The organism is Flavobacterium chungangense LMG 26729 (genome assembly GCF_000735715.2).
GTDB classification, from domain to species: domain Bacteria; phylum Bacteroidota; class Bacteroidia; order Flavobacteriales; family Flavobacteriaceae; genus Flavobacterium; species Flavobacterium chungangense.
This window is the reverse complement of sequence record NZ_JASY01000005.1, coordinates 187249-212195: the sequence shown is the minus strand read 5'-3', so window position 1 is coordinate 212195 and position 24947 is coordinate 187249. Positions and strand designations below refer to the sequence as shown.

The window sequence follows — 24947 nt, the reverse complement described above, 5'->3', positions numbered from 1 at the left end:
AAAAACTAAAAACCAACAACTAAAAACCAATAACAAAAAACTAAAAATATGCCCCCAGCAGCAAGACTTACAGATTTTCATGAGTGCCCGATGCAAACTCCGGCAGTACCTCCTATTCCGCATGTGGGCGGACCAGTTGTGGGCCCCGGACAACCAAATGTTTTGATAGCAGGATTGCCGGCAGCGAGAGTTGGCGATATACTGGTTTGCGTAGGACCGCCTGACTCTATAGTACAAGGATCGGCAACTGTTAAAATTGGTGGAATGCCCGCCGCAAGAATAGGAGATAAAACCGCTCATGGGGGATCAATTGTCCTTGGAGCCTTTAATGTGATAATAGGTGGATAAAATAGCCGATAAAAAAGAAAATGTTTTTTTGGGTTCAGGATGGGCATTTCCTGTGTCTTTTTCTGCAGGTAATCATCAGGTGAATATCTCGGCAAACGAAACCAATATAAACGAATCTATCAATATCATTTTGAATACCCGTAAAGGAGAACGTACGCTGGAATCGAATTTTGGATCCGGATTACAGCAATTTATGTTTAGAAAAATCGACAATACTTTGAAAGGAGAAATTGTAGAAACTATTCAGTTTTCCTTGTTACGTTACGAACCAAGAATAATAGTTCAGGAAGTACGGGTAGCAGCTACAGATTTAATTAATGGTGTTGTCGAAATATTAATTATTTACATCTACGCACAAACGAATACCAGACATAATTATGTTTTTCCTTTTCATTTAAACGAAGGAACCAATTTAGCCGTAAAATAATGCTTGTAATTGATCAAAATAGCGCCATAAATTCACTTAATGAGTCACTCATTCCTAATTCCACTTTGATTGATGGAAGGACTGAGCAGGACTGGCTGTACTTTGTTGCCGAATTTAGCAAGCTAATCAATTTTTATAATGACACCAATACCATTGAAGGAAACTGGAATCCTTTTTTATTAAAAGATCCGGTGTTTTTAATGGCTTCTATATCCAAAACAAATTATAAAAACCTTTATGCTGTCTACAAGACTATTTGTACAGAAATTCAAAAACAGTCACTAAATACTAACGCAGGTAATTTGAATTCAAAAGCGTTAAGCAAATTATTCGACCACCTGAATGCTATTTATAAAATTATCGAAAGCTGGACCCATTATATGCAAAAAACAAATGAAAAATATGATCTTAAAAATTATATTCTTCACGAAGTACAGACAAAACTGAGCATAGATTTTTGGGCTATCCAATCTTTTAGACAATACTTATATACCTCATCTGTGAATAAGGTTTTTATTGAGCCTGCGCCTGTAAGTAAATTTGTTTCTTTTGAAACCCATTTGTGGAGTATCAATAAAGACAAATCTCCTTTTTGGGAAGTTTTTGGATTTGAATCAGAACAAAATATTCTGAATACATCAGAAACAATGATTGCTTTCAGTTTGAATATTCTGACCAAAAAAGCTGATCAGTTATTTAGTTTTTTACAAACTGTAATTCATCATTCATCTGATGAATTTAAAAAATTAAGCCATAAAAAAAGTAAATTTCCAGATACAACACTTTTAAGGTCTTTTATCAATATTTTAAAAATACAACAAGATCAATTAAACGGCATTTCACAAAAACATCTTGATTTTTATTATCGTGATATCTTAAAACAAACCAAATTACCTGCTCTGGCCGACAGTACATTTTTGTGTGCCACACTTGCCAAAACGGATTCAGTTTATAATTTACCTGTTGGTACTTTATTTAATGCCGGAGTTGATGCACAAAAAAATCCAATATTATTTGCATCACAAAAAAACACTGCCTTAAATCCGGCCAGTATTGTAAGTGCAAATACACTTTGTTATCAGCCTGATACTTCATCCTATAATTTACAATCGATTAAATCCACCAGCGTACAAAAAGATCCTGATGGAAAAATAATAAGCTGGCCAACTTTTGGGGAATCAAACCCAAACGCTGCTTCAGTACCAATCGGAATTGCTTTTGCATCGCCTATGCTATTATTACGGGAAGGGAAAAGGATCATCACGCTTACGCTGGAATTTGATTCGGCAATTTATTTAAGTTTTTTACAGAAAGCTTCCTATTTTTTAAGTACCCAAAACGATTGGTTAAAGCTTGAATTAGACCCGACAGTTTTTAAGATAAATACTTCCTTAACTACCGTGACAATAGAAATAAGCCTTGCTGCTACAGAAGCTGCAATAGAGCCTTTCCTTATTAATCCAGATGGATTAAAGACTGAATGGCCAATGCTTAAAATATTATTTGAATCAGTTCCAAATCCGGGTACGCCTCCAAAAGTACTTTCTATTACTATCGGTGTAAAAGTATATGAAGTTAAAACATTTCAGTTGTATAACGATTTTGGGGAATTAAATACTAAAAATCCCTTTCCTCCTTTTGGCCCAATTCCGGTAGAAAATGCCAATTTTATAATTGGAAATAATGAAATATTGAGTAAACCTATTGACAAGTTTATCATAGGAATCAATTGGGACAAACGGCCTTCTGACTTTGGAACATATTATAAACAATACAATGATTTCATAAAGCCTGTTGTTTCCAATGTAACTCTGGGGGAAAAATTAAGAAACATAATTGGACTCTCTCCGAAGCCTGTTCCTGTAGTTAACGACGGTACTTTTTGCAATGCCAGCTTTACTGTTGACTTTAATATATTGGAGGGAAAATCGTGGCAGGAACTTAAAATAAACAAAGTGGACAGCCCAAATGGCGTAGATGTATTTGCACCCGCTATCTTTAATCCGGATCCTGTTTTTTTATTCGATCCTGAAAATGGAGATCCGACAGTTCCCTTTGTTACCGACTCAAAAAGCTATTATATGTATTCTAAAACAATTACATCTGATTCTCAGGTTGTAATTGACAATACTTTTGCTGTTGATCCTAAAATCCAGAACGAGCCATTAAAATTTACTGACACCAGTTCATCCGGATTCATAAAACTGGTTTTATCAGGACCGGAATATGGTTTTGGATCAGAGATATATCCGAACGTTGTGACCCATATTGCCTTAGAAAATGCGAATAGTCTTGCCAAAGCCAAAGGTAAAGATGATGCCATATTCATTCCATCAGCAAATTTACCATTTGCTCCAAAAATAAAATCCTTTTTTGCAAATTATTCAGCAAGCGTAACGTATAAACTGGATAGTACCGCCGGAGAATATCCGCTGCAGTATTTCATTTATACCCCGTTTAAGAATTATCAGATATTTGATAATGCTGATCAAACCAATACACATGTAAATACAGCTATTTCAGGGTCTGGTTCGACTGTTACAAACGGTTTGCCTATTTATCCTTCTTTTGATTATACAGGAGGTTTATTTATAGAGCTTGAAAATTTAATCTGCAACAGTACTTTAAATTTATATTTTGAATTAGCCCGAAATTCAACAGCAATAACACCTGGTGAGAGCGTTACCTATTTCTATTTAAGTAATTCAGGCTGGGAAGAAATAAAACCGCTGGCAGACGAAACGAATCAGTTTAAACGTTCAGGAATTATTGAACTTCCTATTCCGGCAGATTGCTGTAATAATGAAATTTATATGTCGGGGAAAAACAACTGGATTTCTGTTGTGGTTTCCGGTACACCTGACTCCTACTCTAACACCACTTTTTTGCAAACAAACGGATTTAGCGTTCAGCGAACAGGAACAGAATTTTTATTGGATACGGAAACTCCACAGATAAATAGCGGTACAATCACCAAACCGCAAAATGCAATTCCACAAATTGCAACACTGATTCAGCCATTTGCTTCTTTTGGAGGAAAAGCAGCAGAAAACGAAACCAATAAAAATCAAAGAGTTAGTAACACTATCAAAACAAAAAACAGAGTCATTACGTCTTCTGATTATTATACTTTAATCGCTCAACAATACGATAGTGTTTATTATTCAAAAATTGTAAATAAAAAATATCAAAACAGCTGTACTGTTTATCTGGTAAAAAAAATGGATAGTGGGAACGACAGTAATGCTTTTATCCCTTTGGCGTCAAACAGTCTGGAAAGCGATGTAGAAGATTTTTTAAAAGAAAATGCTTCTCCGTTTGCAAACATTACAGTTTCGAATTTTAATATGGAATATGTTTCTGTTACTGCTAAAATAGTTGTTGAAAGCGGTTATCAGCCAATCCTCATTCATAAAAATGTAAATGATGCTTTAAAACTGTATCTGTCACCCTGGATTAACAGTGCTGCAGCTCAGACAGAAATTGAAAAACCGCTGATTAATGCCAAAGTAACCTCTTTTATTCAAAATATCGAAGGGGTAGCTTTAGCTGAAAATGTTTCATTCTCCAGTTATTACATTAATTCCAAAACAAGAATACAAACGGTTTGCAAAAAAAATAAAGCTACGCTTAAAGCTTATGGTCCAACGACACTTTTAGTTTCAGCACCTGATCACAATATTACTTTTTAATCTGAGAAATGGATACAATCAATCACATAACAAAGACACCGCTTCCTCCGCATCAGGATTTCACTTTTCTGAAAAACGAAGCACTTGGTTATATCCAAAAACATATTGGAAGTGAATGGACAAACTTTAACCCAAGTGATCCGGGAATGACTATTTTAGATCAGTTTTGTTATGCACTCACTGAATTGGGGTATTGTACTGATTTTAGTATTCCGGATATTTTAACAGATGCCAACGGTGATCTCGAAATTAATAACCAGTTTTATTTACCATATCAAATACTTACAACTGCTCCGTATACAATTGACGATTATAAAAAATATTTGATTGATGGTATCGAAGAGGTCTATAATGTTGCCATAATTTGCTATAACAATAATATTTTTCCCTTTAATAAAGTATATCAGGTTTATGTTTACGTAAATCCTGAAATTACGAATCCCAATAAAATTAAAAATATTTGTAAATCGGCATTTTATTTACTCAACAAAAGTCGAAATTTAGGAGAGCTATTTAATGTCCCTATTGCACTCCAGCCTGTAAATTGCTGGATTGGAGGAAAATTAGACCTAAAAAAAGAAGCTGACCCCTATACCGTATTACTGGAACTGCAAGCTGCACTCCGATCTTATGTTTTTTCTAAAATTGCGCAAACAAGTACGGATAATTTAAAACTTGCGGGATATACTTCATCTGAAATTTATGATGGCCCTTATTTAGAAAACGGCTGGATTATAACAGCATCTTTAGTTGATAAAAAAGATACTATTCAGGCAGTTGATTTAGTTTCTGTAATAGAATCTGTGGCGGGAGTTGATTCCATTTCCGGTTTACAGCTTTATCAGGAACAAAAAACGGTTGCTCTGCTTCAGTCTACAGTAAATCAAATTTTGTCAATTGATATTTTGGGCTCTTATCAAAATAAAAACCTGATATTGAGCTGTAACGGAAAAGATTTGCCTTTTGATTCTTTTAGACCTTTATTGGCCAGTATTGATAATTTTGAAGAAACAACCAGTATTATAAGCAATAGTACAGGTATAAAATTACCTAAAAGTTACTTTAGGGATATTAACACCTATTATTCTATTCAAAATACATTTCCGGCGCAATACAATATTGGCGATGATACGATCGAAGATGAGACAAAACCGGTTCAGGTGGCACAATCACGGCAGTTAAAAGGATATTTGACATTATTTGATCAAATACTGGCTAATCAGTTTTCGCAATTGGCTAATATTTCTAAACTTTTTTCTTTTAAAAATTCTGTTTGTGGAACCCCTTCAGATGAAGAAGCTTTTTATGCCGTAAAAGATAAATACGAGCAAAAGCATTTAGAATATCCCGTGCCCTATAAAATGTTTTCGCCTAGCTATTATTATCAGTCATTATATACGGTTCCTCACATCCAGCCTTTATTAAAAGACAGCAATACGTTTAATTACAGCTACGGTAATGAATCTCAGGCTGAATTGAAAGAAAAAAGCTGGATTGAATATCAGCAGGATCCTTATAATCCATACATTTTTGGATTGATGAAACTTATGGAACAGGAAAATATCAGCCTCGACCGAAGAAACAAATTACTGGACCATCTGCTTGCTCGACACGGTGAATCTCCAAAAGTGATTGATTCTATTATTGATGACACGATTTACACAGGAGACAAACGAAAAGATCAAATAATCTTAAAAAGCCTGTATTTACAAAATCTTGGACTGCTGTCGTATAACAGACAAAAAGCATATGATTTTTTAAGCGCCTCAAAGATAGCCAGTCAGGCTCACGGAAAACTTGATACGAGTTTACCTAAAATCAAAGAAAAACATTTCAGGCTTATAAATGAAAATACTTCTGATTTCATATTCAGATCTGAACAAATCAATAAAAAGGAGAAATTACATTTAAATGATTTTAATAATTTTTCGGGAATTGAATTAAAACTGAATTTGCTCTTCGGGTTAAAAAATATATATTCAAATTTCATTACAAGTCAACTGGATATTTTAAAAAACAGTTCTGAAAAGCAATCTGATAGTGATGCGTTCAAAACAGTACAGGGAGCATTATGGTTTACAGAAAAAAGAAGCGGAAGTATTCTTTTGGAATCGGTACTTCTGCTGAATCAATTAAAATTTAATCTCGAAATTATAAAAGAGAATCAGGTAAACGCTGCTTCTTACCGTATTGAAAATATCGATTTTCAAACTGTAACTAATCTGAATTATGTTTTAAACGTTACAGATGAAACTACACTTGATATACAGTTACAACAAAATTTCTTATTGTTTTCTGATGTAAAATATTTTTTCATTCCCAGCAATGAAACAATTGAAAATCAAAATGATTACGTAAAAGCAACACGGTCTAATTATTCTTTCCGGATTACAATTCCGTCCGGAAATGAAAAAGTAACTATTGATTCTAAAATCTTTAAAAAAAGTGTCTTTTTGATATTCCCGGATTTTATTCCACCTTTTCAAACTGCTGAATTTAAAAAACGATTAAAACAGTTTCTTAAAATCAATCTTCCTGCAAATGTGAATTACGAATGTCTTTTTCTAAGCTGTCAGGAATTAGAAGAATTTATTCCGGATTATCTCTACTGGTATGAAAGTTTGCGATACAAAGATGAATTGCTGCCACTGAAAACCGATCAGGAGAGTCCGTTTACAGATAATGCAGATAAAAATGTAACTGTAAACCCTGCCCAGTCTGCAATGAATCTTATAAGTAGTTTAACCTCAATTTTAGAAACAAAAAATGGAAGAAATTAACCGCCATATTGTATCAAGTCTAAAGTGGGATACTACTTTTGACCGTAAAGAAGAAGGATACAGACTTCAGGACCGTTTGAGTTCGTGGAGCAAAATCGCTTTACCCAGAGAAGTCGCTAATATATTTAATGAGCTTTGTCCGCCTGAACAAAGCTGGAGAATTGAATCGCTGGAATTAAACCTTGGCCCGTGCGATTATGATGATCTTGAGTTTGATTTAAGCACCAAAATTCGAAATCAGCTGAAGGAAAAAATTGCTGAAATGATTATCTACCAAAATCATCAGAAGAAAAACCTGATTTCGGTTTACAACAAAGAAAAATCGATTCTGGAGAATCTTATTGTTTTTTTGATGGAAGGCTATCTGCCATGGAATTACCAAAACAAAGAAGGATCTATTAACGAAATATTGGCCGAATTGCTTCAGAATAATTTAGCCGAAGTTACTATTATCATCAAAAAAGCAGGAATTACCCATGAACAGGTAAGAAAAAGAATCGCCTGGCAATTTAACGAAAGTAATATAACTAAAATAATCGCTGCACTTGAACCCAATAATAGCAATACCATAGTTGAATTCACATCTGTTATGACGAAACTTCAGGTAAAAGAAACTATTATTCAGACCAGTGCAATCAATTTCAAAAAAAATCTTTGGTTTTTTATATTCAATTTTCTGCTGCTGGAACGAGGAACGCTTTTTAATAAACTGGCGTTTATGAAAAGCAGTATTCTTCAAATGGCAAATCATTACAATATTTCGTATACTGAACTTATTTTGCTGATTGAAAACACGATTATAAAACTTTCTGATAAAACCAGTCAGGACAATGATTTTATTGCTTCGCTAAAAACACTTACACAGGAATTTGAATCTCAAAAAAAAGACCCTTATCAGCCTGAAAAAAACGAAGATTACTGGGATATTTTCGAACAATTACTAAACAATACAATTAAAGAAAAAACAAATACCAATAAAAACGATTTGAATGAATTGATTGTTGCGCTGAGCAATGAGAATCCAACAAAATTTAGCACACTCATAAATAAAACTTTACATAACGAGAATGCTCTTATTTTACTGATTCAGGATCTAAATGAAACAGCTCTCAGATTATTGTTTTCTAACTTCGATACAGCTTCATCATCGTTGAATCTGGATACTATAATTTGTCTGAACAAATTAAGCAGCACCCTTAAGTTGAAAACAAACAGCAAGACCTTATGGCAAATCTCAATTATTTTTCTGATAAAAAATAAAAATGTAACTCATAGTACATTTCTACTCCACTGCATTACAGAATTAAGTAAGAAGAATAATCTTGATCCGGAACATTTATTAGAATCGTTTACCAGTGCCAAAATTCCTTCTGCTGTAAAAAATCATAATTCTGAAATAATTTACAACAGCCTCAATGCTATTTATTGCAGTGAAATAACCCGTAATAATTCGAGTTATCCTGCCATTCATTTCAAAAATTTACTATCAAAACTCGAAATCCAATTACAAAAAAAATCAGCCCAAAAAGAGCTTTTTACAGACCTGCAAAGATCACTTATCAAAAACATCACGCTACATCCCAAAATGGCTTTCGAAGTAATGCTTTCGTATGGCAATAAAGATTTGCTAAAAAAAATACTTCCATTGATCCTTAACCGTGAATTATTGAAATTATTGGTTAAAACTGCCAACTATAAAAAAACAAAACTGGTAGAAACGATTCAGATGGTATACGAAATCTTAAATGCCAAAGAAAAATACGATTTTCCTGAAGAGCTTCTTACTGATGATTTGCTGTTGTTTGGTATACAGGAAATATTTCTTCATCCGGAACATACTTCATCGCTGTTCCTGGAAACCATTATTCTTCAGTTATCCCAAAAAGTAACCAATACACATCGTAAAAATTACTTTCAGTTTATAACCAAACTATTGCTTTCTAAAAAAATAAAGTCTTTTGGAGTCGCAGTTAAAAATACTTTTTTTAATCAATTGAGAAACAACAGCGCCATAGATGTTATAGAACTAGCACTTTTGATACAGAGCACATCTCAACAATCCCACTCTGAATTATCTCATTTGCTGATTCTGAATTTTGATGATCCTAAATTTATTTTATTACGAAAAAAGGACGAAAGAGAAAGTAAAATCCTTATGCATTATTTTTTAAAGAACAGTACATCTTTAAAAAACCACTGGATAGCAGAACAATCTGCCCTATTGACTAAAAAAATCACAACACTTTCAAAAACAGAAATCTGTTCTGGATTAAATGAATTGTTCTGGATAACGATTTTAAAATATTCTGCCTATAAAGGAAATGAAATCCTGTTTCAAAAAATGCTGCAAAATGCGCTCAACGTTTACCTGGAAACCAATAGTAACAATAATCAAAATCAGCTTATAGAGGAGATAAAACGTCTTCATAAAATAGATTTAAAAAATAAGGCTCTCCCCTCTTTTATAGAAAATCCTACCGTGAAAAATCTGCCTGAGGATACATTGCCTTTGGAGACTAAAACTAAAAGCAAAATTTTGTTTGCAGGTAAAAACCTTTCAGAAAAAGAAAAACAGGAATGGTTCTCACTCATCATCTGTCAAAAACAAATTCCTGTTGCTTTAAGTATTTCCGGAACATTTGACATTAAGGAATTACTCGGTGAAATTGTAGTAAACCATCCTAAAATATTTTTCGGAATAATCAAAAATGAATTCGTTGCCGAAGCGCAATTAGACTGGCTTAGCCGTACTATTAATTTTGATGATTTATGTAACTCAATTGATCAATTAGATAAAAACAGAGAGTCTTATCTGAGAATCCTAAAAAAATTCTATTCCGTTTTAGGAACCGTTGCGATTAAAGGAATAGCCTCAAAAGAAATACAAATACTGTTATTAAGAAAACTGCTCAAAGCCGCAGCAAATGATAACTGGAAACTGATTTCGATTGATAAAATCTGGAATGAATTAATCTGGGAAGTGGTAACCCAAAAAGGAATTGCAAAAAAAAGCTTCCTGATCGACATTGAAAAACACATTCACCTATTTCCACTGTCTTTACAACTTAGTTTTACAGCAGTAAGCAATGCCGAAAAACAAACTGCTCAAATCTCAAAAAATATTGAAATACTTGAAAAAATGGAAACAATAAGCATCAGTAAAAAAACAAAAGCCCCTATTCTGGAGGGTATTGCTGTCAGAAACGCCGGAATCGTAATCTTAAACAGCTATATCATTATGTTGTTTGAGAGGCTTAAATTGGTAGTTGATAACGAATTTACCAGTATAGAAAATCAGATTCGCGCTTCGCAATACCTGCAATATGTAGTTACAGGATTAACAAAAACAGAAGAAGCATATTTACCCCTAAACAAGGTATTGTGCGGATTATCGATGATGCATGCCATACCGGACGAAATCGAAATTCCCGAAGAAAATAAAACATTAATCAACGGTTTAATCTTGGCTGCTATTTCCTACTGGGATGCAATTGGCGATTGTTCAGTAGATGGTTTTAGAGGAAACTGGCTTGTACGCGACGGTATCCTGACAGAGCTTGAAGACAGATGGGAACTTACAGTAGACAAGAAAGCCTATGATGTACTGATCAACAAATCACCTTTTGCTTTTTCAATTATAAAATATGCCTGGATGGACAAACCATTGCATGTTAACTGGCCTTATTAAACCTATAAAACTATAAATACAATCTCTTAAAATAAAAAATTAATCAATTAAAAAATCAATTATGAACAGCTACAGTGAAAATTTACATTCCAGTGTATTGGCATCATTAGAAAGCCAGGAGATGAATCAGAAAAAATTGGATTCACAATTAAATTCATCCATGTTTACACTTTATTATGCAGAAGGTGCAGAAATCGTTACCGATAACAAACTCGAATTGGCCACAAAAAAATACAATCAGGCTCAGACGGTTAAGGAGCAGGCGGTTAAAACCAAAAATATTTCTACCAATATTGTAATGTCGGCTACCCAGCAAAACACAAATACTTTGCAATCTGTAAGCAATGGGGCTGTTAGTGCGGCAAACATTCAAATTGCTACTAATGCAATTGTACGACTGGCAAGTGATATGGGAAGCATTTTCAGTATTATTAATGCGTCGGATTACGGTACTCAAATTTATCAGCAAAGTATCGAAGCTTACAATTTGATGAACAGAACGGCTTATCTTGCAGAAGTCGCTTCTCAGCATGCTATGGAAGCTTCTGCAGCTATTGCAGAAGTCTCATCATCTACAGTACAGGACAAGGCAAAAGCTACGGATGCTTCAATAAGCAACCTTTTGCAGGTATCCAGTACAAATTTTACAACTACAGCAGCAATTGTTGCTGCTGATAATGATGCAAAAGCGGCCGCCAGCGTAAATACAAAAGCAGCCCAGGGAATCATTGAATCTAACAAAGTAGAGTTAGAGGCAGCAAAAGTGGCTTATCTGCTTAATAACAAAAGTCTTAATTACAATTTAAGAGTCAATGTTCCTAAGATTTATAATAATTCTTATGAAGTTTCCTTTAACTATTTTAAAGCACCTTTTAAAACAGATGAAAAAGGAACAAATACGCCGCCTCTTGGGTTAGACAACCCAGTAAAAACTTATAATCTGTTTTTGGTTAAGGACAGTAAAAAATCTGTTTTTTCTGCATCAGCTGCTGAAGAATTATTGATTAATCCGCTTCAGCGTATTCAGATAATTCCTCCTGCTAACTTAATCCCTCTAGCTGATTTGACTCCTCCGGCTAATTCTATTCCTCTTACTGATTTGATCCCTCCAGCCGGTACTCCTGCTAAAACAAATTTATTGACAAGCGAAACCATTCTGTCTAATTATAAAACCCGCTTTCAGGCGATCAATAATCTAAGAGCATCCCAACAAAAAGCCATTGAAGCAAAGGATAATTTAAGTAAAGCCAATGTTGCTTTGGCATTAGCAACCAAAGAAAAAAGTGATGCTGATAATGCTGTTAACAATACGAAAAACAACATTACCAGACTGACAAAAGAATTAGATACTGCTAAACAAAATACAGCAAAAGCAGCAGAAGCAGCCAAAAAAAATCCTGACGATAAGGATCTTGCCAAAACTTCAGCACAGGCTGCCAGAGATCAGGATACAATTGAGAAATCTCTGAATATTGCCAAACTCACCGAAACAAAAGCAACTGACTTTGTAAAAGTGGCAGCAGATAATTTAAAAATTGCAAATACAAATGCCGCAAACGCTAAAAATGAAGTATCAGAAGCGGAAACATTAGTTACTAATGATAAAAAAGATCTGGAAACTGCTGAAACTGCTTTTAAAGAAAAAAAAGACGTTTTTAAAACCATTAACATTTTAGATTTAGTAGATACGGATAACGAAGTGATCGTTTTAGGAGAAAAATATGTCATCTTTCTTCTTATTGTATTTACAGACGAATATAAAAAAGGAATAAATACTTACGATGATTATCTATCAGCTCCATCAGAAACTTTCAGTTTAAAGAAAACACTGAATGCGGTAAAAGACATTAACATTGTGCAAAAGTCTGAAAGAAAAGACAATACCAATGCAGTTTTACCAGCGCTTTCGCCTTATGCTGTAAATTTTACCGTAAATAAGGATGATAAGTTAATTACAGAATACAGATGTATGTTTTTGCCTTATAAAGAAAACGACTTTACAAAAAATGATCTTGACAACTTTGAAGAATCCATTCAGGAAACTATTTTAAAGAAAGAAATCGAAACAGTTGAAAATGAGATTACCCAGTACGAGACCGAATTAAAATCTGTTAAAGATAAAAATAAGGAACTCAAAGACCAACTGGATAAACAACTGGATAAGAATCAGGAATCTGTTGACTTATCTGATAAACAAAAATTGAATGATGAAATAGGTAAAACTAAAAGTCAGGTAAATAGCTATAGTCTGATTGAGATAGAAACTAATTCAAAACTGGAAATCGCACAGACAAGACTGAACCATTTATATATTGGTCTCGAAAAAATGTATTCCCAAAAAACTGCTCAAATTAAAAACACAAAAGCTTTTTTCTTTAATCAAAAATTAGCCGAAAACGTTCCTTCGGGCAATTATACTGTTGCTGCTGCTGTTTCAAACAATCCGCTGACATATGAGGTAAAAATTGATCCAGCTACGACAGATAATTTTGGTAATTCACTAATAGACAGCAAACTGTATATTCCAGTAATTCTGTCTTATTACAATGGAAGTGAAACGAACAGAAAACAGTACAATAATAATTTATCAGATTGGGAAAATGAAGAAAGTTTTACTTTTTCAATTGTTAATAATCAACAAATACTAATCAACTAAATCTTAAAATATGGACACTATACTAAATTCAAATCCACAGAGATATGGAGTTACCGAAAAGAAAAAATCTGATATCGATTTATTAACCTCTCAGGTAACAGATGCTCAGGCAGTTGTAGATCAGCAATCAACAGTTGTTGCTTCCTTAAATCAAAAATCAATAAAATATCAAGGATATTTACTGGATGCTGAAAGTTCTAGAACTCAGGCAAAAAGCAACAAAGAACTTGTAGACCAGGTGGTTCAGAACGGATTAGATTTGTTTCAGAATTCTGAAATTGCCTTTTCAAAAATGACTGTGGCGAACGAGGCTACAGGAGAAGTTGCAAAAGAAATAACGGTATTAATTAATAAGCTTATCTATTCTGTAGAGATTATTAATAAACTATCCAATCTTGTTATTCGCAAAAAATCATTAAACCCGCTTATATTAGATGATTTGATTACCAAAATAAATGCTGCCGGTACAGATTCTAATAATGCAATCGCACTTACATTGGTTGCTTTAAAATCAGTATTTGCTGCACAATCATTATCTCTTGAATCTGAGGCTTCTACAGCTCTTGAACAAAAACAGGCTCTAAACCTTTATTTGACCCTAACCGGAAAAAAAGACCCGCAAGAGACCTTTATTTTAGAGGGTAATAATTCAGTACAAGCCTTGATATACAAAGCAAATGATGAAGCAAAAGCCAATTATCTTGAAGCAAATAAAGCAAATGATGAAACGACAAGACAATTGAATGTAGCAAATATCAACTTAAATAAAGCTCAGGTTGAACTTAAATCGTTACAGGCTGCTTTGGCTGCTGCAAACGCTGCTGCTTTGGCTTCTTAATAAAAAAGTCCACTGTTTCAATCAAAGATTCAGTGGACATTTAACCACCTAATTTTTAGTTTTATGGATTTAATTTATAAAAATTATTACAGGCATTTTTACTTAAAAACAGGTGGATTTCTACCTACTAAACCATTAAATAAAAACCTGTTTCCTGGCGATTATTTCCAAATTAAAAATGGTACGATTACCCTTTTGGGAAATTTATATCGCAACGGTATTCTGTCTCCGGATGAAGTTAATTTAAGCCCTGTAATTAAACTAAATCCCTCAAGCTGGAGTTTTAGTGATGGCATCTCAAAACCCTATTCAGGACGAGGTTTTGGTAATAGTGCTATTGAAGGACAATTTGAATTCAGCAAACAGGTACTCGCTTTTGCAAATAAAGGAAGTTTCATCTTTAGGGCTGCAGAACCTGAATCCATGAAAATTGAGAATTGGAATGATATTCAACAGCAATTAATTATAAAACTTACTCAAACTATATTCTCTTTCAGAGAACTGTATATTGTGACAGAAAGCGCTACTGCTGCTAATACCACTCTGGCTGTTGCAGGTGAAGTAAATGCTGAACTGGAGTTGGCAAGTGATTCTGAAAACTTTGGATTAGTTGATATTTTTGGTCATGATAATACCAAAACAATACAATCTAAGGATATTGATTATTATCATCGTGAAACCAAAAAGAAACCTGCCTATTTTAAGGCAAAGAAATTGGTTGTACAAGATGACAAACTAACTTATTTTATTAGTGATTTTTTAAATAAAACCTATAATTCAAGTCAATGGACTGATACATTTTTTGATTCAAATTTTCATAATGATATTGACTACAGTTCACAAATGATGATGCAAAATGCTCAGGGTTATTTTTTAGATATGCTACAATCCGGTGAATTAAATCCAAATACAGCATTATTGTATTTTAAATGGGCAGATACGACTTTAGATGATGTAGAAAAACTATTTGAAAGTTATGGAAACTAAAGAAAATAGTATCGTTTTGTACAAAGAAATGGAATGGCTGCAAAAAGTGATCGATCAGGTTATTTGCAGTTATTTGCTTCAGGAAGGCCATGAAAATCATTGGATGGATATTCCGTTTCCCGAAACTGATCAGGACACAGAAAACACTACCTATTATCAAAAACTGAAAGAATGGAATCTTAACCAATATGAAAGGCTTTGTCTTGCTTTAATACTTGCACCTCAGATAAAGCCCGAAGTATTAGATATTTTCTTTAGTAAAAATGCCATGTACGATCGTGGTTTTACTGAATTTGGAGGAGTAGTAAACAAAATCCACAGCGGATTTTTACCAACCGGTCAAACCTTTTCCTTTTTAATTACAGCTGTTAATCCTGAATTAAGAATGGAAATGCTGAATGTTCTTAACCCATCAAATATTCTTTTGAAAGAACAGGTTTTAATTTTAGAAGCCACAGAATCTAATACGCCACTTTTAAATCAGGTAATCTCGATTAACGAACGCTGGCTGCATTATTTTATCACTGGTACATTACCCCGGTTAGAGCATAGTGTTTCATTTCCTGCTCAACAAATTTTTACTAAAATGGATTGGTCAGACTTAGTTTTAGAAGATCACGTCATGGAACAAGTTCTGGAAATTGATGCATGGCTAAAACATGGATCAACACTTATGAACGAATGGGGGCTTGAAAGCAAAATTAAACCCGGTTATCGAACGCTTTTTTACGGCCCCCCGGGAACTGGAAAAACACTAACCGCTACTTTATTAGGAAAAAGTACGAATCGGGAAGTTTACAGAGTGGATCTTTCGTTGATAGTGTCAAAATATATTGGAGAAACAGAAAAAAACCTTTCTAAAATATTTGATGTAGCACAGCACAAAGACTGGATTTTATTTTTTGATGAGGCAGATTCTCTTTTTGGAAAAAGAACGCAGACCTCCTCATCAAATGACCGACACGCTAACCAGCAAACAGGCTATTTATTACAAAGAATCGAAGATTTTCCGGGAGTTGTAATATTAGCATCAAACCTTAAAGAAAATATGGATGAAGCTTTTTCGAGAAGGTTTCAGTCGATGATACATTTTACGATGCCAAGTCCTGAAGAACGTTTGGTATTATGGAAAAATGCCTTTTCAGGAAAATGTCAGTTAGATCCTGATATTGATCTCGAAAACATTGCAGAACAATATGAACTGGCTGGAGGAGCCATAATAAATGTTTTAAGATATTGTGCTTTAAAGGCCATTCAAAAAAATGGACCTATTGTGGGGTATCAGGATTTGCTTGAAGGAATTCGACGTGAATTTAAAAAAGAGAATCGAACGCTAAGTGTGACCCAAATGAATTGATATGAAAAAAATGAACGACAAATCTGTATCCATAATCATCAAAAAACATCTTTACTCACATGAGGCGGAATTGAAATTGGGAGACTGGAAGAATCAGTTTCATCTCAATTATGTAAAAACACTTATTGCAATGGCTTTAAACCACTGTACAGAAAACGATAACTTGATAATAAATGGCTATTTGATTACAGATAAAACTCTTTATTTGATAGTCAAAACTAACGATAAGAATTTTGATTCATCTTTAAAGAAAATAGAAAATAATATTCATTTTTTACTTGAAAATCATACAAAAGAATTAAAAACCATTGACAGATATAGTTTTGAAACACATGAAGAAAAGCTTTATTTTATCAGAAAACCATTATTTAAAATGTATCCGTTAAAAAATGAACATTTAATTCAGCTGCTGACAGGAAAAAAAGTAACACTCCCCTATTTTGACAGAAAGCTGGAAGATTTAAAGTTATTGATTCGAAATCATCCTTTTTGTTCTGCGGTTGATTATGCGGGGGCTATTGGACCTGTGGACATAGCACTGCTGAATGTATAAATAATGTCCTTAACATACAATTATCTAATTTAAAAAATTAAAAATGGAACTGTATCAGGAAAAATCATTCAAAAATAAAATAGAACCTATTGCAGCGAATTCTAGTGATTTAAAAAAAGCTGTTCAATTAAAAGATAACAGGGAACTGTCTGTTAGAAAAATTAATAATAATCTCCAAAATGAGGCAGGCTTATCTCATAACGTAATACAGCTAAGAGTATCAGCAAATCGTATTGGTGGAGGTTTTAAAAGTTCATTAACCGGACTAAATTATCCTACTCGCCAAGAAGCTGAACAGGCTGAAAGCGACTACTTGGCTGAGCAAGAAAGAATTCGATTAGAAGAAAGACCACCTGTAGACTTTCAGTTTCAACCACCGTTGCAGGGACCGCCCATAGGTCAGACTCCACTTGCGTCAGCATTACTAAACAACCCAGTACATTTTGGTCCTGTGATGACAACAGGAGGAGATGTAACAAGAGAACAAGTTAATGCATTAGCAGGCAGTCCAGTAATACCACACGACCAAGCAACCGCATTTAGTGCAAGAAATACACATGCAATGGTTTTTTCTGAAGGACTTGACGGTTTACATGTTCATAGCCATTCCGGAGTTAGTACACCTGTAAATAATGTTACTAATGAAACACATCCTGTTCCTCAATTTTATCAAAGTCACCTGTTTAGACAAGGACCGCCTCCTCAACATGTAAACTTGCCAGACAATAGGTCAACCGCGCATGCTGAGGCTCTTGCAGTTCATAGTGAAGCATATAGATCATCTGTAAAAAGAAATGCTGACGATATTGAGCAATTTTCAGATATTATGGATTTTGACCCGGAAGTTGGTGTGGGTGACGCAACTCCCGAACAATTTGAAAACCTTTTAAATTTTCTTTCAGGCATACCCGTTAGCAGCAACATAGCAATTAATAGAGCGTCATGCGGGCATAAAGGAGGGAGTGGACATGTTGGAGGGTGTAATCAGGAAATGGCTGAAACAGGTGAAGACTATCCGGAGATGTTACAACAATACATGAATTCATCTCAACTTGCATTTCTTGCAACACAAACTGGTATGGCAAGTTTTGGTGTATCTGCATCCGGCCCATATAAAGAACAGGGTAATCCGGCAAGAATGGCAGAAAGTGATGTTAAGGTAAGTATGCACAATTCTTTCGATTGGAAAAAAGGTCAGGGAAGACCCATATCAAGAAAGCAACAAGAATATGAAGCACGATCAAGGGAAGTTGATCCGTCAAAAAAGAAGAAAGTAAAACTAAAAAGAATATTGCCTTCAAGTCATAAGTCAGATATTCATAAAAGACAAGATCCGCCTCCACCTCCGCCTCCATCATCTTCACAAGGAATCTTTGTTTAAAATTATTTTATAAAAAAAATAATATCGCTATGGAATACATAAATAATAAAGCTACTCAGCAAAGGATAGAATCTGTTGCTAATAGTATCACAAGTAAAACAGTTCAAAATAAAACAATAAAACTTCAGGACAATCGTCCAGCTTCTGTTTTACAAAGAAAAAATAACAATACAGGCTTACCTGATAATTTAAAATCAGGAATTGAAAATCTTTCCGGGCATTCAATGGACGATGTTAAAGTACATTACAACTCTGACAAACCTGCAGCTCTAAATGCCCATGCCTTTGCACAGGGTACAGATATTCATATTGCTTCCGGACAGGAAAAACATTTGCCACATGAAGCCTGGCATGTCGTACAGCAAAAACAAGGGCGGGTAAAACCTACTTTGCAAATGAAGGGAAAAGTGAATGTAAATGATGACAAAGGTTTGGAGAGGGAGGCGGATGTTATGGGAACCAAGGCAATAACAGTTCAGAAAAAAGAGGTTCAAAATTTACAAATCAACTATACAAAACCAAATAACGTTACACAATTGAATAGAGAATATGGATTAAATACTAAAAAACATATAGGTGAATTCACAGATAGTTTACATGAAAATTTGGCAGGTAAAGATCTGGCCCCACCTATGGTAAAATTAAGTGCAATGATGGTAAGTATTAATAATCAATTAAGAATCCTAAAATTTCCAGAACTTGAAATAATAAGTAAAAAAGGATTGGGAAATAAAGGTTCTGCACATTTTGATTTTCGGACATGGAAGATGGAAATAGATGAAAGTCTTCTCACAATCGATGCAAATCTTGCTAACACACTCTATCATGAGGCAAGGCATTCAGAACAATGGTTTAAAATGATTTTGATGAGAATTAAAAAACATGAATCAAAAGAAAAAATTGTTTCTGAAATGTCTGTACCGCTTAAGATCGTAGAATATGCACTTCAATTAAACGCAGAAACAGTACTTCCAAAAGAACAGCACAAATCAGTTGCTGAATTTCATGAAAGTGTGTACGGTTCCGGACGCGAAGAACGTAATAAAGTATTGACAAATCTTAATGTTAAAGGGAATTATCAAAAGTACAAAAACCTTCCGGAAGAAGTAGATGCCTGGGAAGTGGGAGGGAAAGTAAATATCGCTATAGAGAAAAAAGAAAATGATTTGATTAAAACTATTATGCAATCAGAGCAAATAGATACTATTAGAGCATCAATGTCTCAATTACAATTCTATTCAAAAATGTTAAATGGAAATGATAATAAAGCAAAAGAAGTTTTGGTTAACAAACTAAATCTTTGGAAAGAGGAAATCGAAAAATTAAGATCGTTACATTCAGATAAAACAGGAGAAAATTTACAAAAATACATTACGATTTCAACAGATTATAACAAGCTTTGTACGATGGTTGGCTTAGAAAAAATACTACAAGTAGATATGCCAAAAGTCTTGAAAGATTTCGAAATAATGGATAACAACCTAAAACTCGCCAAAGAAAAACAAAAAATACAACCAAAAAATTGGGTGCTTGCCAAACTTATTGAATATATTGAGGCTTCTATGGCACAATACAATTCAGAAGTTATCAGACCAAAACCAAACTCAGCCAACTGGGCTGTATGGTCAACAGGGCAAATGTTAAATGATATGGATCAGGCAATTTTAGAAGCAAATGAAGATGCATTAAATTAGTCAATTAGAAAATGCCAATAACCAACCTGTTATCCTAAAAGACGAGTATATCTGCCTAATAATTGAAATTAGATTTTTTTTACAAAACCTTAAAACTTACTTAAAAACCAAATAAACATTGGTATTCTAACATTTATTTTTATATTTGCGTTATTTTTATTTATTCTAAATAATTAAGTTGAAATAAATAAAAGTTCAGCCCAATTTAAACCTTTTGGATTCAAAAGCATCTAATCAGCACCTGATGTTTTTACCAAAAAATTTATCTAAAAATTTATGAAAAATACCTTTTTTGTTTCTTTTGCTTTAGTGGCCTCATTATTTGTAAATGCCCAGCAAAAAAATACTTTATTAGAACAATCTTTCTGGAAAACAGCTCCCAATATCGAAACTGTTAAGGCAGAAATTGCAAAAGGCAATAGTCCCTCCGCTTCTACTTCAAACGCTTTTGATGTGGTTGTTATAGCGATTAATAATGATGCTCCAACAGAAACGATAAAGTTCTTATTGGAACAACCAGGTAATGAAGTAAACAAACCCACACACGATAACCGAATTTACCTTCACTGGGCTGCAGGAAAAGGTAATGCTGAAATTGTAAAATACCTCATTGCAAAAGGTTCTGATATTAATTTAGAAGACAGCCATGGCAGCTTTCCTGTTACAGCAGCAGCAAGCGCTGGCCAAAACAATACAGAAGTATACGAAGCTTTTTTTAAAGCAGGAATAGATCCAAAGAAAAAATACAAAGATGGTACAAACCTGTTGCTTATGGCGATACCGTATGACAAAAATCTTTCCATCTCGAATTACTTTATTACAAAAGGATTATCACTTAAAGATGTTGATAATGATGGTAATACTGCTTTTGATTATGCCGCCAGAACCGGAAATATTGTACTTTTAAAAACACTATTAGAAAAAGGTGTAAAATATACAGACAATGCACTACTAATTGCAGCACAAGGTTCACGCAGGGAAACCAACACAATTGATACCTATAAATATCTTATCGAAGATTTAAAAATAAAACCAACAGCTACAAATAAAGAAGGACAAACTGTACTTCATTTTCTGGCAAATAAACCCAACCAGACAGAAATTATCAATTACTTTATAGCAAAAGGAGTAAATAGTAACAAAGCTGACAATGAAGGAAATACTCCTTTAATGATTGCTGCTTCTGCCAGAGAAACAACTGCACTGGAACAATTATTACCAAATACAAAAAACATCAATACACAGAATCTAAAGGGAGAATCTGCCTTAACATTAGCGGTTAAAACAGGAACTCCGGGTGCTGTTGAGATCCTTTTAAATAAAGGAGCTGATACCAAAGTTTTGGACAAAGACGGAAACAACCTTGGTTTTTATCTAATACAATCTTACCGTCCTCAAATGATGGGACGTGGTGGTGATGGAGCTTCTTCAAAACAAGATCCGTTAGCTGCCAAAATAAAATTATTACAGGATAAAGGACTAAACCTGACAACTCCGCAAAAAGACGGAAACACACTATACCATTTAGCTGTCATAAAAAACGATTTAACATTACTGAAAAAAATTGCAGATTTAAATATCGACATTAATACTAAAAATAAAGACGGTTTAACAGCTTTGCATAAAGCAGCAATGGTTGCCAAAGATGATACTATATTAAAATATCTTATTTCTGTTGGTGCAAAAAAAGACGTAACAACTGAATTTGACGAAAGTGCTTACGCTTTGGCAAAAGAAAATGAATCACTTACTAAAAGCAATGTTTCTGTTGAATTTTTAAAGTAAACAATCATTAAATTTCAATTTTTTAAATTCCAAATTCCAATAAAATAAATCAATTTCAAATGAAATCTATTAAAATTGCCCTTACAGCCGTTCTTATATGTCTTGTTTCTTTCAATATAAATGCACAGTCGGGCAAATACAAATGCATGCTCCAAATGTCAAATTATATGGGAGAAGGCGCCTATATAGTCGTATCACTAATTAATGCTAAAGGAGATTACGAAAAAACGCTTTATGTGATGGGAGATGACAAAAAATGGTACAAATCATTGAAGGAATGGAACAAGTTTCATACAGCTCAAAAATCAGACGATATTAGTGCTAAAACCGGAGCTTCTGTAACTGGCGGAGATCGCAGTATTACTACTATTGAAATTGAAAATTCTAAAATAAACAAAGGATACAAATTACGATTTGAATCGGCAGTTGAAGATCAAAAATATTACGTAAACGATCTTGAAATTCCGCTTACAACTGAAGGTCTTGCTGAAAAAACAGAAGGCAAAGGTTATATCAGATACGTAAGACTGAACAAAATTTAATACGATTATATTTCTAGAATACACGCAATGACTCTTTCTTTCTGGCGTTACGCACACCTGGCTTTGGCCCTATTTTCCTCTGTATTTCTAATTTTGGCTTCGGTAACCGGAATCATTCTGGCCATCGATGCGGCGCAGGAAAAAACATTGCCGTACCAAGCAGCGAATTTTGACCAGTTAACTTTAGGCGAAACACTGCCAATATTAAAAAAAGCATATCCTGAAATTACAGAATTGAGTATAGATTACAACCAGTTTGTAACATTGCAGGCAATCGATAGGGATGGAAATGACATCAACGCCTATATCGATCCCAAAACCGGTAAGACATTAGGCACGCCTTTAAAAAAAAGCGAATTTATTCAATGGGTTACAGGTTTTCATCGCTCTTTATTTCTTCATGAAACCGGAAGATTTTTTGTTGGTGTAATCTCTTTTTGTTTATTACTAATATCAATTTCGGGTTTCGTGCTTGTTTTAAAAAGACAGCGAGGTATCCGAAATTTCTTTTCTAAAGTAATCAAAGAATATTTTGCCCAGTACTACCATGTTGTTTTGGGGAGACTGACTTTGATTCCGATTTTTATTATTGCACTTACCGGAATGTATCTTTCTCTGGAAAGATTCAACTTTTTTATGGGCAATGAAAAAGTCAAACCTGTAAATACCGAACTCTCTTCGGAAGCCAAAAAAACTTCAATCTTTAAAAATACACTTTTATCAGACGTAAAAAAAATAGAATTTCCTTTTACGGATGACCCTGAAGAATATTACATTATCGAATTAAAAGATCGTGAAATTGAAGTAAATCAGGTTAGCGGTGCAGTTATTTCTGAAAAACGTTCTCCTGTAACAGTTCAGTTAGCCGCGTTGAGCCTTGATCTTCATACCGGAAGAATCAATGCCGTATGGGCTATTATTCTGGCTATTGCCTGCATCAATATTCTTTTCTTTGTTTATTCAGGATTTGCAATTACTTTAAAACGAAGATCTGGTTTAATAAAAAATAAATTCAAAGCTAATGAGAGCAGCATCATTCTATTAGTAGGTTCTGAAAACGGGAGCTCTTTCAGGTTTGCCAATGCTATTTTGAAGCAACTTACAGATCAGGGACACAAAGCTTTTATAACCGAACTAAACCGTTTTTCTGTTTATCCAAAGGCAGAACATATCATTATCTTTTCTTCTACGCATGGTTTAGGAGATCCGCCTTCAAACGGAACTCAATTTAAATCTCTTTTGCACAAGCAGAAACAAAAACAGAAAATCAATTTTTCCGTAATCGGTTTTGGGTCAAAATCATATCCTGATTTTTGCAAGTTTGCAGTAGAAGCCGATCAGCTTCTGGAAATCCAAAACTGGACAGAACGTTTTCTTGAATTGCAGACGGTTAATGACAAATCGGCTGTTGAGTTTGTAAACTGGGTGAAATTATGGAGCGAAAAAACCGGAATTCCTTTAGCCACGACACCTTCCTTATATAACCATGTTCCAAAAGGACTTCAAAAACTAATGGTTTTAGACAAAACAAAAGTTACCGTAACCGAACACACTTTCATATTAACCTTACGGGCCAATATGCGGGCAAAATTCAGTTCGGGAGATTTGCTTGCCATTTATCCTGCAAATGATTCACGCGAACGCCTCTACTCTATTGGAAATCATTCCGGAAACATACAATTGGTTGTAAAACTACATCCAAACGGACTGGGTTCCGAATTCTTAAATAACCTTGAAGCAGGAAATATCATTAAAGCCCGAATCATAAATAATAATGCTTTTCATTTTCCTGCCAAAGCTCCAAAAGTTGCTCTGATTTCAAACGGAACAGGAATTGCCCCTTTTCTTGGAATGATTGAGCAAAACAGAAAAAAAACAGAAACTCATTTGTATTGCGGTTTCAGAATGGAAACCGAAACTGTTACGGGTTACAAAAATTTTTCAGCTGAAATGATTCAGAAACAAAAACTTGCAGGTTTTCATCTGGCTCTTTCCCGGGAAGCAGAACATATTTACGTGATGGATTTGATAAAACGTGATGCTTCCTTTTTTGTTAATTTATTACAACAAGGCGGCGTTATCATGATTTGTGGTTCGCTGGCAATGCAAAATGATGTAGAAGCAATTTTAAACGAATTATGCCTGGAAAGAAACATCAAAAACCTTTATGATTATAAGAAAAACGGACAATTATTAACTGACTGTTATTAATATTTTTA

General features: G+C 34.0%; 15 protein-coding genes. All 15 read left to right on the top strand.

Translation table 11 applies throughout. The features are described 5' to 3' along the window. The first annotated feature begins 48 nt into the window (after positions 1 to 48). The 15 genes from JE46_RS11760 (at position 49) to JE46_RS11690 (ending at position 24939) form a co-directional block, all read left to right on the top strand. Positions 49 to 348: a PAAR domain-containing protein gene (locus tag JE46_RS11760; RefSeq protein WP_031455482.1), complete on the top strand. Its 300-nt coding sequence runs from the start codon at positions 49 to 51 to the stop codon at positions 346 to 348. Then, complete coding sequence (locus JE46_RS11755; protein ID WP_031455481.1) at positions 341 to 775, top strand: GPW/gp25 family protein; 435 nt, start codon at positions 341 to 343, stop codon at positions 773 to 775. The genes JE46_RS11760 and JE46_RS11755 overlap by 8 nt, the downstream gene beginning before the upstream one ends. Beyond that, positions 775 to 4467: a tudor domain-containing protein gene (locus tag JE46_RS11750; RefSeq protein WP_031455480.1), complete on the top strand. Its 3693-nt coding sequence runs from the start codon at positions 775 to 777 to the stop codon at positions 4465 to 4467. The genes JE46_RS11755 and JE46_RS11750 overlap by 1 nt, the downstream gene beginning before the upstream one ends. 8 nt (positions 4468 to 4475) lie before the next feature. Further along, complete coding sequence (locus tag JE46_RS11745) at positions 4476 to 7247, top strand: hypothetical protein (protein WP_031455479.1); 2772 nt, start codon at positions 4476 to 4478, stop codon at positions 7245 to 7247. Then, the gene (locus tag JE46_RS11740; RefSeq protein ID WP_031455478.1) at positions 7234 to 10935 is read left to right on the top strand and encodes a contractile injection system tape measure protein; all 3702 of its coding nucleotides are present in this window, start codon (positions 7234 to 7236) and stop codon (positions 10933 to 10935) included. Before JE46_RS11745 ends, JE46_RS11740 begins: the two co-directional genes overlap by 14 nt. A gap of 61 nt (positions 10936 to 10996) precedes the next feature. Then, on the top strand, positions 10997 to 13591 hold the full coding sequence (locus JE46_RS11735; RefSeq protein ID WP_031455477.1) for a synaptonemal complex protein 1: 2595 nt from the start codon (positions 10997 to 10999) through the stop codon (positions 13589 to 13591). 10 nt (positions 13592 to 13601) lie between these two features. Then, the gene (locus JE46_RS11730; protein WP_031455476.1) at positions 13602 to 14429 is read left to right on the top strand and encodes a hypothetical protein; all 828 of its coding nucleotides are present in this window, start codon (positions 13602 to 13604) and stop codon (positions 14427 to 14429) included. A 63-nt stretch (positions 14430 to 14492) separates the two neighbouring features. Beyond that, positions 14493 to 15416 (top strand): hypothetical protein, encoded by a 924-nt coding sequence (locus JE46_RS11725; RefSeq protein WP_031455475.1) that lies wholly within the window; start codon positions 14493 to 14495, stop codon positions 15414 to 15416. Next, on the top strand, positions 15406 to 16773 hold the full coding sequence (locus tag JE46_RS11720) for an ATP-binding protein (protein WP_031455474.1): 1368 nt from the start codon (positions 15406 to 15408) through the stop codon (positions 16771 to 16773). The genes JE46_RS11725 and JE46_RS11720 overlap by 11 nt, the downstream gene beginning before the upstream one ends. 1 nt (position 16774) lies before the next feature. Further along, on the top strand, positions 16775 to 17326 hold the full coding sequence (locus JE46_RS11715) for a hypothetical protein (protein ID WP_031455473.1): 552 nt from the start codon (positions 16775 to 16777) through the stop codon (positions 17324 to 17326). 379 nt (positions 17327 to 17705) lie between these two features. Next, on the top strand, positions 17706 to 18707 hold the full coding sequence (locus JE46_RS11710) for a hypothetical protein (RefSeq protein WP_157505912.1): 1002 nt from the start codon (positions 17706 to 17708) through the stop codon (positions 18705 to 18707). Positions 18708 to 18736: 29 nt separating this feature from the next. Next, complete coding sequence (locus JE46_RS23840; RefSeq protein WP_083480877.1) at positions 18737 to 20401, top strand: eCIS core domain-containing protein; 1665 nt, start codon at positions 18737 to 18739, stop codon at positions 20399 to 20401. 276 nt (positions 20402 to 20677) lie between these two features. Continuing rightward, entirely contained in the window at positions 20678 to 22186 is a 1509-nt protein-coding gene (locus JE46_RS11700; RefSeq protein ID WP_031455470.1) for an ankyrin repeat domain-containing protein, read from the top strand. A gap of 59 nt (positions 22187 to 22245) precedes the next feature. Next, complete coding sequence (locus JE46_RS11695; RefSeq protein WP_031455469.1) at positions 22246 to 22728, top strand: DUF2271 domain-containing protein; 483 nt, start codon at positions 22246 to 22248, stop codon at positions 22726 to 22728. 27 nt (positions 22729 to 22755) lie between these two features. After that, entirely contained in the window at positions 22756 to 24939 is a 2184-nt protein-coding gene (locus JE46_RS11690; protein WP_031455468.1) for a PepSY domain-containing protein, read from the top strand. Positions 24940 to 24947: the final 8 nt, after the last annotated feature.

Bases quoted from the DNA above. Each gene is read 5' to 3' on its own strand.
- JE46_RS11760 (WP_031455482.1), top strand. From the start codon at position 49: ATGCCCCCAGCAGCAAGACTTACAGATTTTCATGAGTGCCCGATGCAA.
- JE46_RS11720 (WP_031455474.1), top strand. From the start codon at position 15,406: ATGGAAACTAAAGAAAATAGTATCGTTTTGTACAAAGAAATGGAATGG.
- JE46_RS11690 (WP_031455468.1), top strand. From the start codon at position 22,756: ATGACTCTTTCTTTCTGGCGTTACGCACACCTGGCTTTGGCCCTATTT.
- JE46_RS23840 (WP_083480877.1), top strand. From the start codon at position 18,737: ATGGAATACATAAATAATAAAGCTACTCAGCAAAGGATAGAATCTGTT.
- JE46_RS11750 (WP_031455480.1), top strand. From the start codon at position 775: ATGCTTGTAATTGATCAAAATAGCGCCATAAATTCACTTAATGAGTCA.
- JE46_RS11745 (WP_031455479.1), top strand. From the start codon at position 4,476: ATGGATACAATCAATCACATAACAAAGACACCGCTTCCTCCGCATCAG.
- JE46_RS11695 (WP_031455469.1), top strand. From the start codon at position 22,246: ATGAAATCTATTAAAATTGCCCTTACAGCCGTTCTTATATGTCTTGTT.
- JE46_RS11725 (WP_031455475.1), top strand. From the start codon at position 14,493: ATGGATTTAATTTATAAAAATTATTACAGGCATTTTTACTTAAAAACA.
- JE46_RS11730 (WP_031455476.1), top strand. From the start codon at position 13,602: ATGGACACTATACTAAATTCAAATCCACAGAGATATGGAGTTACCGAA.
- JE46_RS11700 (WP_031455470.1), top strand. From the start codon at position 20,678: ATGAAAAATACCTTTTTTGTTTCTTTTGCTTTAGTGGCCTCATTATTT.
- JE46_RS11715 (WP_031455473.1), top strand. From the start codon at position 16,775: ATGAAAAAAATGAACGACAAATCTGTATCCATAATCATCAAAAAACAT.
- JE46_RS11735 (WP_031455477.1), top strand. From the start codon at position 10,997: ATGAACAGCTACAGTGAAAATTTACATTCCAGTGTATTGGCATCATTA.
- JE46_RS11740 (WP_031455478.1), top strand. From the start codon at position 7,234: ATGGAAGAAATTAACCGCCATATTGTATCAAGTCTAAAGTGGGATACT.